Origin of the sequence: Luteimonas campi (assembly GCF_051162505.1) — a bacterium.
In the GTDB taxonomy this organism is placed as follows: Bacteria; Pseudomonadota; Gammaproteobacteria; order Xanthomonadales; family Xanthomonadaceae; genus Luteimonas.
Map to the genome: position 1 here is coordinate 846,055 of NZ_JBNWEM010000001.1, position 13,117 is coordinate 859,171.

Sequence of the window (13,117 nt, forward strand, 5' to 3'; positions counted from 1 at the left end):
GGACAGTATGCCCACGCAGGCGCGGCGGCGTCGGGATGAGAGCCATTTCAGTTCGCATTCTCGACCGGCATGCGCATGGCCTCCTGCAGTTCCGCGTCGGTGCCGGCCGCGCGCGACAGGCGCCGCAGCGCACGCAGAGAACTCGGCTCTTCCGCGATCGCCAGCCCACGCAGGTTGCGATCGATGCGCTCGACGTAACCCAGGTCGTTGAGCAGCGAGCCCGCCTGCAGTCCATCCAGCTCGCCGCGTCCCACCATCGCCATGATCCGCTGGCGGAAGCCGGCCTCGAAGCGCGCCGCCTGCATCTCCAGCGATTCCAGCCGCGCGGCCCGAACCGCGGCGGCCGGATCGCCGTCGGCGACGCCATGCAGGCCGCACATCTGTCCGAACAGATGCAGGCGCAGGGCGACATACGCCCGGCGCTGCGGCGTGTCGGTGGCGCGCAGCTGCGGCAGCAGGTTCTTCTGCAGGTGCTTGGCGCCCTTCACCGCCTCCACCATCTGCGCGGCGGCCATCTGCGACTGCGTCCAGAAGCGCTGGTGCTCCTGATCCATCGGCGCTGCAACGCGCCCCATGAAGGCGAGCAGGTCGGCGTAGACGCCCTTGACGCGTTGCCGATACAGCATCTCGGCGTCCGGGCAGTCGGTGCACGCTTCGGAAAGCCGCGGATCGTCGGAGTCGGGCGCGACCGTGCCCACCAGCGGCAGGCCGAGCGCCCGGCAGATCACCTCCAGACTGAGTGCGGCGAGATGGCGCAGCTCCAGGGCCACGGCGGCCGCCGCGGCGTCGGCCGAGTCCAGCGCCTGCCCACTGAGATGGCGTGCACGCACCGGGGCGAGGTGCGGGGTCGCATCCATGGCCGCTGGCGCTTGCGCGGGGCGTTCGGGCAGCCGGCGCTCGAGCCACCGCGCCAGACCCGTCTGCCATGGCCAGAACAGCGCCACGCCCATGGCGTTGAACAAGGTATGGAACAACGCCAGCTGCAGCAGTGGGTTGGCCCCGAATCCGGCCACGCCAGCGATGCGGGCCACCAGCCAGGCCAGCACCGGCAGCAGCGCCAGCGCGACTGCGGCGGTCGTGACATTGAACAGCACATGCGCCAGCGCCAGCCGCTGGCCGCTGCGATTGCCGCCCAGTGCGCCGACCACGCCGGTACTCACGCTGCTGCCCACGTTGGAGCCGATCGCAAGAGCCAGCGCCTGCCCCAGTTCCAGCTGGCCCGCCGCCAGCGCGGCCAGGATCAGCATCAGCGTCGCGTGGCTCGATTGCAGCACCACGGTCGCCGCCGTGCCGACGAGCGCGAACAGCAGCGTGGCGGCCGCGCCCCCGGCATGCACCGCCGTCGGATCGAAATTCCCGCCGAACGCGTCGAAACCGGACTTGACCTGGTCGATGCCGAGGAACACGAAGGCCACGCCCAGCACCACCCGTCCACCCGCCCGCCCCTGCGCACCGATGAAGCCGGCCAGCACACCGAACACCAGCAGCGGCAACGCCAACGGCGACAGGCTGAAGTCGTGACCGGCCAGCGCCAGCAACCAGATGCCGCTGGTCGCGCCCAGGTTGGCACCGAAGACGATGGCCAGGCCGCCCGCGAGTCCGATCAGGCCCGAACTGATGAAGGCGATGGCGAGCAGCGACACCAGGGTGCTGGATTGCAGCACCACCGTGCCGCCGATGCCGAACAGCAGCCCGCGCACCGGAGTTCCGGTGCTGCGGGCGAGCAATTGTTCAAGGCGGCCGCCGGCCAGCTGGCGCAGCCCCTCCTCCAGGCACTGCATGCCGAACAGGAACATCGCCAGACCCGCGCACAGCTGCAGCCAGCCGGCGTCCTGCCAGAAGGACCACGTCAGCACGGCCACGACCGCAGTCAGCAGCAACACCCGCAGCTTGGAATCCACGCCACCCTCCAGTCACTTCGCGCCATTAGACCGCCATCGCCGCGATGCGCCTACCCGTTCCGGCCGGCACGCCCGTCTGCCGATCCGCTAGAGTCGGAACGGGGCATGACGGGGACGCGCGATGTTGCGATGGCTGAAACGGATCGGGCTGCTGGCGATCGGGCTGGCGATGCTGCTGGGACTGTTGGCCTGGTGGCTGCTGCGCGGCAGCCTGCCGACGCTCGACGGCGAACTGGCGCTGGCCGGGCTGGCGGCGCCGGTCAGCGTGCAGCGCGATGCGCTGGGCGTGGTCACCATCGACGCGGAGAGCGAGACCGACGCCCTGCGTGCGCTCGGCTATGTGCATGCGCAGGAACGCTACTTCGAGATGGATCTGTTGCGGCGTACGTCCGCGGGAGAGCTGTCGGCGCTGTTCGGGCCGGTCGCGCTCGACCTCGACCGCCGCCACCGTACGCATCGCATGCGCGCGCGGGTCGACGCCCAGCTGGACGCGATCGCCGGCAACCGGATGCCGCAGCTCCAGGCCTATGCCGACGGCGTCAATGCCGGTCTGGCCGCGCTGCGCAGCCGCCCTTGGCCTTACCTGTTGCTGCGCCGGCAACCGCAGCCCTGGCGCCCCGCGGACACCGCACTGGCCGGATACGCCATGTACTTCGACCTGCAGGATGCCGGCAATGCCAACGAGCTGGCCCTCTGGAAGCTCAGGCAGCAGTTGCCTGCCTCGCTGTACGCACTGCTGACCCATCCGGGCAGCAGCTGGGACGCGCCCCTGACCGGCGAAGCGTTCGGGGATGCGCCGCTGCCCAGCGCCGCCGAACTCGATCTGCGCGAACTCCCCACGCCCGATGCAGGCGAGCGCGACCGGCTGGCGGGCATGGACCCCGGCCGGCAACCGGGCGGCACCGATCAGAGACATGCCGACCGCGGTGCGGCGGACCTGCGGCCCGGCAGCAACAATTTCGCCGTGTCCGGCGCCCTCACCCGCGACGGCCGCGCGATCGTCGCCGACGACATGCACCTGGGCCTGCGCGCTCCCAACCTCTGGTTCCGCGCCCGGCTGCGCTGGCCCGACCCGGCGATGCCCGGGGGGCGCGTCGATGTCCAGGGCGTCACCCTGCCCGGCTTGCCGGCCGTCATCGTGGGCAGCAACGGCCACGTGGCCTGGGGCTATACCAACAGCTACGGCGACTATCTGGACTGGGCATTGGAGACCCCCTGCCCGGCCAGCGGCGCCCCGTTGCGCGCAGACGCCATCGCCTGCGCCGCGGTGCGGGTGCATCGCGAGCGGATCGAGGTCGCCGGCGACGAACCGGTGTCGCTGGAGGTGCGCGAAACCCGCTGGGGTCCGGTGCTGCACGACCTGCCCGACGGCCGCCTGCTGAGCCTGCGCTGGACCGCGCACCTGCCTGGATCGCTCAATCTGGGACTGGCCGACTTCGCCCGCGCCGGCGATCTGGACGCCGCGCTCGCGGCTGCCGACCGGGCCGGCATCCCCACCCAGAACCTGGTCATCGGCGACCGCGATGGCCGCATCGCCTGGCGGCTGCTGGGGCCGGTCCCGGCGCGCGCCCCAGGCTGCGATGCGTCGGCGCCCTCGCCGGTCGCGGTCGCCGGAGACGACCCCGACAACGACGCCGCGACCACCGCCCTGCCTGCCATGCCCGGCCGCCCCGCACCCTGCCTTCCCTGGCGTGCCGTCAGCGACGCCTCGCCGCTCGCCCCGTCTCCCGCATTCGACCGCCTGTGGACGGCCAACGCGCGCACCACCAGTGGCGAGGACCTGGCCCGGATCGGCGATGGCGGCTACGCGCTGGGCGCCCGCGCCCGGCAGATCCGGGACGCGCTGCAGGCCCGGGACCGGTTCACCGAGGCCGACCTGCTGGCCATCCAGCTCGACGACCGCGCCGTGCTGATGTCGCGCTGGCACCAACTGCTGCTTAGCCTCGCGGATGACGGACACCCCGCCCTGCGCGCGCTGGCCGATGCCTCTGGCGACTGGGACGGCCGCGCCAGCACCGGCTCGGCCGGCTACCGCCTCGTCCGCGCCTGGCGCCTGGCGGTGCACGAACGCATGCTCGACGGCCTGCTGGCGCCGGCGCAGGCGGCGATGGGCGAGGATTTCAAGGCACCGTCCTTCCCGCAATTCGAAGGCGTGGCCTGGCCACTGGCCCGCGAGCGCCCGGCGCATCTTCTGCCGCGGCGCTTCGCGTCCTGGCAGGTCCTGTTCGAGGATGCAGCGCGCGAGGTGCGCGACGAACTCGAGGACCTTGGCCCCCTGCGGCAGCGCAGCTGGGGCGAACACAACACCGCCGCGATCTGCCATCCGCTGGCGGGCGCGCTGCCCCTGGGCCGGCGCCTGCTGTGCATGCCCGCCGATCCGTTGCCGGGCGATTCGATGATGCCGCGCGTGCAGGGCCCCGCGTTCGGTGCCTCGCAGCGCATGGTGGTGGCTCCCGGCCACGAGGACGCGGGGCTGATGCACATGCCCGGCGGCCAGAGCGGCCACCCGCTTTCCCCGTTCTGGGGCGCGGGCCACGAGGACTGGGTCCAGGGCCGCCCCTCGCCGTTCCTGCCCGGCCCCACCCTGCACACGCTGCGCCTGCAGCCGGGACCGGGCTGACGCGGCGCGCCATCCGGGGTTCACGGGCCGCTTGATAGCGTGCGGCCCTGGTCGGTTGACCCGGCAGCCGGTCACCGGTGACCTGACGCGCCGCCTTTCGCCGTTCCCAAGCACAATACCCCGCCAGTCCGCCCCCCGCCGACGCGCCACGCATGATCGAATTCGGACATCTCACCCACGTCGGCCTTCGACGGGAACTCAACGAGGACACCTACTACGGCGACAGCGAGCTGGGGCTATGGCTGGTGGCCGACGGCATGGGTGGCCACGAGTACGGGGAGGTCGCCAGCGCCCTGGCGCGCGAGACCATCGTGCGAGAAACCCGCCAGGGCACCCCGCTGCCCCAGGCGATCCGCATCGCCGACGAAGAGATCATCCGTGCCTCGCGCCAGCGCAGCGATACCCTGCCGATGGGCACCACGGTGGTGGCGGCCCGCGTCACCGGGCGCCGTTTCGAGGTGGCCTGGGTCGGCGACAGCCGCGCCTACCTGTGGCGCGACGGCAAGCTGGCCCAGCTCTCGCACGACCACAGCTACGTGCAGGAACTCATCGCCCAGGGCGCGATCAGCCTGGACCAGGCCCGCAGCCATCCGCATCGCAACGTCGTCACACAGGCGCTCGGGGTCACCGATCCGCAGGCGCTGAACGTGGAAACCCTGTCCGGCGAACTCGCGCCGGGCTCGCAGCTGCTGCTCTGCAGCGACGGCCTGACCGAGGAGGTCGACGACCGCGCCATCTCGCGCGTGCTCGGCCACACCGAATGCAGCGCCCAGGAGTGCGTGGATGGCCTGGTGGCTGCGGCGCTGGACGGCGGCGGGTCGGACAACGTCACCGTGGTGCTGGTGCGCAGCCACTGAACGACCGCGGCCCGGCCGCCGTGGCCGAGCGCGCAGACTCCCGCGTCGGCGCTCAGCCGACGGCCGCTTCCACCTCGAGCGCTTCCGGCAGGTCCCAGACGCTGCGACCGGCCTTGCGCCGGATCGCGTCCACCCGCGCCTCGTGCAGGGCCAGCTCCTGCGCCGACACCACGACCCTGGGCCGCGGCCCGGCCGACGCGGCCGGCACGGCGAAGCGGGTGGACCGCGCGCCGGCGGCCGGTTCGGCCGCCGCGAATCCGATCTCGCCCTGTCCGGAGGTCAGCGCCAGCCAGGCCTCGGCCAGCAGCTGGGCGTCCAGCAGTGCGCCGTGTAGCTGGCGATGGGAGTTGTCCACACCCAGCCGCTTGCACAGCGCATCGAGCGAATTGCGCTGGCCGGGGAAGCGCTTGCGCGCAAGTTCCAGCGAATCGAGCACCGTCACGCACTCGCGCAGGGGCCGGTAGGCCCCGCCCAGCCGCGACAGCTCGTACTCCAGGAAGCCCATGTCGAACGCTGCGTTGTGGATCACCAGTTCGGCGCCCTCGACGAAGGCGAGGAACTCGTCGGCGATCTCGGCAAAGCGGGGCTTGTCTGCGAGGAACTCCAGGGTCAGGCCGGTGACTTCCTGCGCGCCGGCCTCGAATTCGCGATCGGGATTGAGGTACTTGTGGAATGTCCGCCCGGTCGGGCGCCGCTCGAGCAGTTCCACGCAGCCGATTTCCACCACGCGATTGCCCTTCTTCCATTCCAGGCCGGTGGTTTCGGTGTCGAGGATGATGTGGCGCATGGCGTGGGGCGTTACCAGGATTCGGGTTGGCAGGGGACGTGTGGTACGGGAAACGGGCTGGGCCGGTCGCCCGGCTATCCGGCGCGCGCGCGCTGCCGGATCGCTTCGTTGCGCGCCAGCACGTCGACGCGCTCGTTGTCCGGATCGCCGGAATGGCCCTTTACCCAGCGCCAGTCGATCTGGTGGCGCCGGCAGGCCTCGTGCAGGCGCTCCCACAGGTCGCGGTTCTTCACCGGGTCGCCGCCCGCGGTCTTCCAGCCGCGCCGGACCCAGTTCGGCATCCACAGCGTGATGCCCTGGCGCACGTACTGGGAGTCGGTATGCAGGACCACGTCGCAGGGCCGGCTGAGCGTTTCCAGCGCGACGATCGCGGCCATCAGCTCCATCCGGTTGTTCGTGGTCAGCGGTTCGCCACCGGCCAGTTCGCGCTCCTTTTCCCCGTAACGCAGCAGTGCGGCCCAGCCGCCGGGGCCCGGATTGCCCAGGCAGGCCCCATCGGTGTGGATACCCACGCTCATGCCGCGGGCGCTCCATGCACCAGCGGCAGCAGCCGCCGGGAACGCACCGGGGTCAGCGGGATGGCGCGCTTCTCCGCGCGCAGCAGGTAGGCCGCGCGCAGGCCGGGACCCTGCTGCGGCAGCGACGAGACCTGCATGCTCCAGTTGGGCCCCAGGCCCTGCGAGACCGGGTCGGGAACCAGCCCGGCCTGGCGCAGCCGCCGGCGCCAGGCCAGCGGTTCGGAGGCGCTGATGCCGCAGCCGCGCCAGCGCCAGCGGTACGGCGCGAGCGGATTGAGCACGAACAGCCACAGGCGCCCGCCGTTGACCAGCAGCCGCGACGCTTCCTCGAACAGTTCGGCGCCATTGGGGCCCGCCGGGCGGGCCACGTGCTGCAGGACCACGGCGCCGAAGGACTCGCTGGGCAGCGGCAGCGGCAGTGCACAGGCCACCTGCCCGCGCCACCGGTCCCCGGGCTCGGGGGCGAGGTACAGGCCGCGTCCCCGGCCCTCGGTGGTGCGCGGGACCGGGCCGCACCACAGCCAGGGCTGGCCCGGCCGGTCGGCCAGGGCCTGGTCGACCGCGTCTTCCTCGCTGGCCAGCACGGCGCGACCGGCCTCGGTCAGGAACCAGTCGTGGACGGGGGTGGCGTCCGTTTGACGGACCGGGAGCTGGACGGGCATGGTCGCCATTCTAAAGGCAGCCGGACCCCGACCCGCCGATGCAGCTCACCGCGCTCCCCGCGCTGGACGACAACTACATCTGGCACCTGGCCGATGCTTCCGGCCAGTGGCTGGTGGTGGACCCCGGCGACGCGGACCCGGTGTTGGCGCACGCGGGCGACGCAGGCCCGCCCGGGGCGATCCTGCTGACCCACCACCATGGCGACCACGTGGCCGGCGTGGGCGGCCTGCGCGCGCGCTGGCCGCAGGTGCCGGTCTACGGGCCGGCGGACCCGCGGATCTCCGCCCTCGTCGACCGTCCGGTGGGCGATGGCGACCAGGTCCGCATCGGCCCCTGGGCCTTCGAAGTCCTGGCCGTACCGGGCCATACGGCCAGCCATCTCGCCTTCCACGGGCAGGGTCTGCTGTTCTGCGGTGATACCCTGTTCAGCCTCGGCTGTGGGCGCCTGTTCGAAGGTACGCCCCGCGAGATGCTCGGCGCCCTCGACCAGCTCTCCGCCCTCCCAGCCCGGACCCTGGTCTGCTGCGGACACGAGTACACCCAGGCCAACGCCGCCTTCGCGCGCGTGGTCGATCCCGACAACGCGGCGCTGCGACGCCGCCAAGAAGAGGTCATCGCCATGCGCGGCACCGCACAGCCCACCGTCCCCTCGACCCTGGCCCAGGAACTGGCCTGCAACCCCTTCCTGCGGATCGACACGCCCGCCGTTCGCGCCGCGATCCGCGACCGCGAGCCTGCGGCCGCCGCGGACCGGGTCGACGCTTTCGCCGCGCTGCGGCGCTGGAAGGACGGCTTCCGCGCATGACGGCCCGCGCGATGGGCCTGCGCCTCGTGCTGCTGTGCGCGTTGGCCGGCCCGGCCCTGGCCGCCGACCCTGCCCCTGACCCGGGTTCGCCGATCCAGCCTCCCGCCGTCGGGGCTGCAGCGCCGGCGACGGCGCAGGAGCCGGCAGCAGCCAGCTCGCCCCCGGACACCGTGGCCCAGGCCGCGATCGCCTTGCCCGCCGGGACGCGCAGCGGCCTGGAGATCTACCGCAGTTTCCGCGACGGGCTGTCGGCCCCCGCCTGTCCGGCCGATGCCAGCGACCGCTGGCGTCGGCACTTCGCCCACGCTCCGGACCAGCTGGTTTCCCCCGGCAGCGATGTGCTGCCGCTGTTCGGCTACGTGGTCGACCGGCTGCGCGAGGTGCACCTGCCCACCGAGTACGCGCTGATCCCGTTCGTGGAGAGCGGCTATCGCCCCGCCGCACGCTCGCCCCAGGGGCCGGCGGGCCTGTGGCAGTTCATCGCCCTGACCGCGCGCAACCACAAGGTTCCGGTGGGCGCGGGCTACGACGGCCGCCTGTCGCCGGTCGATTCCACCGAGGCTGCGGTGCGCTACCTGCGCACGTTGCACGGCATGTTCGCCGGCGACTGGCGCCTTGCGGTGATGGCCTACAACGCCGGCGAGTATCGGGTGCTGGGCGCGCTGCGGCGGACCGGGCAGCGTCCGGCCACGGCCGATCCGGATGCCCTGCCGATGCCGCAGATCACCCAGGCGTATGTGCGCAAGCTGCAGGCCCTGTCCTGCGTCCTGGCCGAGGCCGGGGACGGGGCCGACTGGCTGCAGGCGCTGGACCGCCCGGTGCCGGTGCTCACCGCGGCCGCCGTGCCGGTGCAGGTCGCCTCGCTGGACGCGCTGGCCCGCGAGCACGGGGCCGATCCGGCCCAGCTACGGCGCCTGAACCCGGCGCACGGCAACGGCCGTATCGCGCGGACCGGCGGCACTGCCCGCGTGCTGCTCCCGACGTCGCTTGCGCCGGCCGTCGCGGCCTCTTCGGTGGCGGCCTCTTCGGTGGCGGCATCGTCGCCGAAGCCCGCGCTCGCCAGCGATACCGACATTTCCGACGCCATGGCCGACGCGTCCGCCCTGGTCGAACCACCGCCGCGGACCCACGTCGTGGCGCGCGGCGACTCGGCATGGCGCATCGCCCGCCGCTACGGCCTGAGCCTGGCCGAACTCCAGTCGCGCAACGGCCTGGATGCGAGGAGCGTGCTGAAACCCGGCATGCGCCTGGCGATCGACCCGGCCGGGACAGATCCGACGGTCATGGCAGAATAGCCGCCGGTCCACATCGCGAGTCATCCATGGGTTTCCTGCAGGGCAAGCGCGCACTCATCACCGGCATCGCCAGCCAGCGCTCGATCGCCAACGGCATTGCCGAGGCGATGCATCGCGAAGGCGCCGAACTGGCCTTCACCTACCAGAACGAGAAGCTGAAGTCGCGGGTGGAAGATGCGGCCGCCAAGCTTGGCGGTGGTCCGGTGTTCCCCCTGGACGTCACCGACGACGCCCAGATCGCGGCGCTGTTCGAGGGCCTGGGCAAGCACTGGAGCGACGGTTTCGACGTGCTGGTCCACGCCATCGCCTACGCCCCTCGCGAGGCGATCGCCGGCGAATTCCTGGACGGACTGACCCGCGAGAACTTCGCAATGGCGCACGACATCTCGGCCTACTCGCTGTCGGCGCTGGCCAAGGGTGCACGGCCGCTGATGCAGGGGCGGCAGGGCGCGATCCTCACCCTGAGCTACCTGGGCGCGGTGCGCACGCTACCGAGCTACAACGTCATGGGCGTGGCCAAGGCCGCGCTGGAAGCGAGCGTCCGCTACCTGGCGCTCAACCTCGGGCCGGAAGGCATCCGCGTCAATGCGATCTCCGCCGGGCCGATCAAGACCCTGGCGGCGGCCGGCATCGGCGGTTTCCGCAAGATCCTCGGCCATGTCGAGGCCAATGCACCGATCCGCCGCACGGTGACCATCGAGGACGTCGGCAACGCCGCCGCGTTCCTGTGTTCGGACCTGGCCTCGGGCATCACGGGCGAGGTCACCTATGTCGACGGCGGCTACAGCATCGTCGGCATGACCGGGCTGGACGCGGGCGAGTAAACCGGTGGCCCGGCACCCGCCGGGCACCGACCCCATCGATCGTTTCGGCGTACGCGGCGCGTCGCGCCGCTGCTTCCCGGCGGCTGCGACAACGAAGCACGCCCCGAACGCGCCAGCTGGCGATTCCTGTCGCCGGTTCGGCCCTCCGGCCTGGATCCGCACATGTCGGATCGGGCTGGATGTCGCAGAAGCAGCGGATGGCGCAGCGTCGATTGCGCCAACGCCGTGCCAGCGTGAGGATCCGGGTCCGGACGACCAGCCCGGCCGGCGCGCGAGCCGGACGCATTCCGCACATCCCGCTCGGGCCCACACGTGACCCGATGTGCTCGCCTCACGGGGTGCACGCACTTCACGAGCAGACGCCGCGTCCGGTCTCGAGGTCGGATGCGCGGAATGGCTGCTGCACTGTGTCCGCCGCGCGAACCGGATCCCGCGTCACGCACGGCAGCGCCGACGCGCCGATACGGTGACTAGACAATCCCCGGACGTATCTCGGATCTACAGGAACGACGATGGTCGTCCAAGGTAAGGGGTGGCACTCAGAAGACAGTCTGTTCCTGCGGCTAAAGCAGGCCGCGCGCTGGCGCAAGAGTCACTTTGGCTAACTCAGGCTCTGCGCCCGCCCGCCGGGTCAGGCCTGCCCGGCAAGCCCCCGCTCGGTCCACCCCGCGCAGCGCGCCGACCCAGCGGAGTAAGACCCCTTGGCAACACGGCGCGGCGTCCTCTGGCGTCGCGGGTGACCCTGACATCCATCCGAGGATCTCTCCTGCGCCGCTGGAAGACTCCAAAAAAAGCCCGGCCAGGGGCCGGGCTTTTTCCGAACACGTGGCGCGCTAGAGCCGCGATTCCACCACCGTCACCTTCATCTGCTGCCGCAGCGCGCGCTGCAGGGTCTGCGCATCCTCGCTGCCGATCACGGCCGCCATCTGCTGGCGGAACATGTCGCGCTCCACATCGGTGGCCTCGGAAGCGTCGCCCGGCGTCACCTTCGACACCGTGAACACCACCATGCTGCCGTCGGCCAAGCCGACGCGGCCGGCCGATACCTTGCCCTCGGCGGGGACCGGCGCCCGGAAGTAGGCCTCCGCGGCCGCGGCATCCGGTACCGGCGTACCGCGCGGCATGCCCTTGATGTCCTGCAGCTGCAGCGAGGCCGCGTCAGCCAGCAACTGCAGGGGCTCGCCCGCGTTCAGCTGCTCCACCATCGCGTCGGCCTGCGCCTGCACCTGCTTGGCCGCACGGTCCGCGCGGATGGCCGCGACGATCCGCTCGCGCGCCTCGCCCACGGTCAGCGCACGCTCGGGCTCGTGTTTGGTCACGCGGATGATCACGCTGCGGTCGGGGCCCACCTCGATCGGATCGCTGGCGGTGTTGTCCTGCACCAGACCCTCGGAGAACGCCGCCCGCTGCACCGCCGGCACCGCAAGTACGCCCTCGCCCTGGCCGCGCGCGATCGGTCCCGCCGTCCGCACTTCCAGTCCGGCCTGCTTCGCCGCCGTCGTGAGTTCGGTGGGATTGCGATAGACCTCGTCGACGAAACCGCCGACCAGATCGTTGAACGCGCGTTCGCGATCGGCCTGCGCCTGTTCCTGCGCCAGGGCATCACGCACCTGCTCGAAGGGCACCTGGTGTCCCGTGCGCACCTCGCGCAGCTGGATCACGTGCCAGCCGAACTGGCTGCGGACCGGATCGCTGATGCTGCCCGCCTCCGCCGCGAACACCGCATCCTCGAAAGGCTTGACCATACCGCCATCCTGGCTGAGCCAGCCGAGGTTGCCACCGTTGGCCGCGGACCCGGGATCGCCCGGATTGGCGCGGGCCAGCTCGGCGAAGTCGGCATCGGGCGCGCGCGCCTGCTCCGCGATCTGCCGGGCCTTCGCCTGGGCCGCCTGTTGCGCGGACTCGTCGGCGCCTTCTTCCACCGGTACCAGGATGTGCGACACCAGCCGCTGCTCGGGTTCGACGAAGCGCGACTTCTCCTGTTCGTAGCGCTGACGCAAGGTCGCCTCATCGGGCGCAGGCGGCGGCGACAGCGCCCCCGCATCGAGCTCGACGTATTCCAGCGTCACCTGCTCGGGCGCGCGGTACTCGTCGCGATGGGCGTCGTACCAGGCCTGGATGTCCGCGGCCGCGACCGCGCCCGTATCCGGGGCAGGTGCCGGCAACACCACGAAGGCCACGTCTCGGCGCTCGCCGAGCAGAGTCATGATGCGATCGGTCTCCGACGGGGTGGTAAACGCCGAACGCGCGACCTGGCCGGCCAGCAGTCCGGCCTGCAGGTCCTCGCGCACCATTTCCTGGAACCCACGCGGCGAGTAGCCCTGCGCCTGCAGGGTCAGCAGATAGCGCTGCTCATCGAAGCGGCCGTCCACCTGGAAGGCCTGGATGCCCTCGATGGCCTCGCGCACGCGCGAATCGCCCACCACCATGCCGTCGCGCACCGCGGCGAGCTTGAGCACCCTTCGATCGATCAGCGCTTCGAGCACCTCGCGCTTGGTCTCGGGCGACTCGAACGCCCGCGCGTCGAAAGCCTCGCCTTCGGCTTCGCGCCGGCGCTGCCGCTCCGACTCGAAGGCTTCGCGGAATTCCTCGGGGCTGATCTCCTCGGACTCCCAGGCAAGCCGTCGCACCAGCCACCAGTCCGGCGCGCCGCGCCACCAGGACGGCTGCACCTCGACCTTGGCGGCGTAGTTCGCGCCGCTCTGGAACAGGTACTGCTCCATGCCGAAGAACGCGAACGGGATGGCCAGGATCGCGACGATGACGATCGCGATCCAGCCGGACATCTTGTCTCTGAGAGTCTGCAGCATGGGCAAGCAAGGCCGGGACGTAGCCGCACAGTCTAAC

Annotated in this window: 10 protein-coding genes; 5 read left to right on the forward strand and 5 right to left on the reverse strand. The window is 71.6% G+C overall.

Annotation, left to right across the window (positions count from 1 at the left end; translation table 11 throughout):
* Positions 1 to 47: 47 nt before the first annotated feature.
* Positions 48 to 1,901, reverse strand: a complete 1,854-nt coding sequence (locus ACQYVW_RS03775; RefSeq protein ID WP_434946092.1) for a Na/Pi cotransporter family protein — start codon at positions 1,899 to 1,901, stop codon at positions 48 to 50.
* 121 nt (positions 1,902 to 2,022) lie between these two features.
* Here ACQYVW_RS03775 and ACQYVW_RS03780 point away from each other — a divergent pair, with 121 nt between their 5' ends.
* Positions 2,023 to 4,521 (forward strand): penicillin acylase family protein, encoded by a 2,499-nt coding sequence (locus ACQYVW_RS03780; RefSeq protein ID WP_434946093.1) that lies wholly within the window; start codon positions 2,023 to 2,025, stop codon positions 4,519 to 4,521.
* A 152-nt stretch (positions 4,522 to 4,673) separates the two neighbouring features.
* Entirely contained in the window at positions 4,674 to 5,378 is a 705-nt protein-coding gene (locus ACQYVW_RS03785) for a PP2C family protein-serine/threonine phosphatase (RefSeq protein WP_434946094.1), read from the forward strand.
* A gap of 52 nt (positions 5,379 to 5,430) precedes the next feature.
* On the opposite strand, the gene dnaQ is transcribed toward ACQYVW_RS03785, so the two are convergent.
* From dnaQ to ACQYVW_RS03800, 3 genes are all read right to left on the reverse strand, one after another.
* Complete coding sequence (gene dnaQ, locus ACQYVW_RS03790; protein WP_434946095.1) at positions 5,431 to 6,165, reverse strand: DNA polymerase III subunit epsilon; 735 nt, start codon at positions 6,163 to 6,165, stop codon at positions 5,431 to 5,433.
* Positions 6,166 to 6,239: 74 nt separating this feature from the next.
* Entirely contained in the window at positions 6,240 to 6,683 is a 444-nt protein-coding gene (gene rnhA, locus ACQYVW_RS03795; protein ID WP_434936843.1) for a ribonuclease HI, read from the reverse strand.
* A complete protein-coding gene (locus ACQYVW_RS03800; protein ID WP_434936845.1) occupies positions 6,680 to 7,345 on the reverse strand; it encodes a class I SAM-dependent methyltransferase in 666 nt (221 codons plus the stop codon). Before ACQYVW_RS03800 ends, rnhA begins: the two co-directional genes overlap by 4 nt.
* A gap of 38 nt (positions 7,346 to 7,383) precedes the next feature.
* Here ACQYVW_RS03800 and gloB point away from each other — a divergent pair, with 38 nt between their 5' ends.
* Genes gloB through ACQYVW_RS03815 form a run of 3 tightly spaced genes read left to right on the forward strand, consistent with a single transcriptional unit; the run spans position 7,384 to position 10,270 of the window.
* A complete protein-coding gene (gene gloB, locus ACQYVW_RS03805; RefSeq protein WP_434946096.1) occupies positions 7,384 to 8,151 on the forward strand; it encodes a hydroxyacylglutathione hydrolase in 768 nt (255 codons plus the stop codon).
* Complete coding sequence (locus ACQYVW_RS03810) at positions 8,148 to 9,446, forward strand: lytic transglycosylase domain-containing protein (protein ID WP_434946097.1); 1,299 nt, start codon at positions 8,148 to 8,150, stop codon at positions 9,444 to 9,446. Before gloB ends, ACQYVW_RS03810 begins: the two co-directional genes overlap by 4 nt.
* A 26-nt stretch (positions 9,447 to 9,472) precedes the next feature.
* Positions 9,473 to 10,270, forward strand: a complete 798-nt coding sequence (locus tag ACQYVW_RS03815; protein ID WP_434936109.1) for an enoyl-ACP reductase FabI — start codon at positions 9,473 to 9,475, stop codon at positions 10,268 to 10,270.
* Between the two features lie 833 nt (positions 10,271 to 11,103).
* On the opposite strand, the gene ACQYVW_RS03820 is transcribed toward ACQYVW_RS03815, so the two are convergent.
* Positions 11,104 to 13,080, reverse strand: a complete 1,977-nt coding sequence (locus tag ACQYVW_RS03820; protein WP_434946098.1) for a SurA N-terminal domain-containing protein — start codon at positions 13,078 to 13,080, stop codon at positions 11,104 to 11,106.
* Positions 13,081 to 13,117: the final 37 nt, after the last annotated feature.

Coding starts and splice junctions, on each gene's coding strand:
- ACQYVW_RS03780 (WP_434946093.1), top strand. CDS start 2,023: ATGTTGCGATGGCTGAAACGGATCGGGCTGCTGGCGATCGGGCTGGCG.
- ACQYVW_RS03785 (WP_434946094.1), top strand. CDS start 4,674: ATGATCGAATTCGGACATCTCACCCACGTCGGCCTTCGACGGGAACTC.
- dnaQ (WP_434946095.1), bottom strand. CDS start 6,165: ATGCGCCACATCATCCTCGACACCGAAACCACCGGCCTGGAATGGAAG.
- rnhA (WP_434936843.1), bottom strand. CDS start 6,683: ATGAGCGTGGGTATCCACACCGATGGGGCCTGCCTGGGCAATCCGGGC.
- ACQYVW_RS03800 (WP_434936845.1), bottom strand. CDS start 7,345: ATGCCCGTCCAGCTCCCGGTCCGTCAAACGGACGCCACCCCCGTCCAC.
- gloB (WP_434946096.1), top strand. CDS start 7,384: ATGCAGCTCACCGCGCTCCCCGCGCTGGACGACAACTACATCTGGCAC.
- ACQYVW_RS03810 (WP_434946097.1), top strand. CDS start 8,148: ATGACGGCCCGCGCGATGGGCCTGCGCCTCGTGCTGCTGTGCGCGTTG.
- ACQYVW_RS03815 (WP_434936109.1), top strand. CDS start 9,473: ATGGGTTTCCTGCAGGGCAAGCGCGCACTCATCACCGGCATCGCCAGC.
- ACQYVW_RS03820 (WP_434946098.1), bottom strand. CDS start 13,080: ATGCTGCAGACTCTCAGAGACAAGATGTCCGGCTGGATCGCGATCGTC.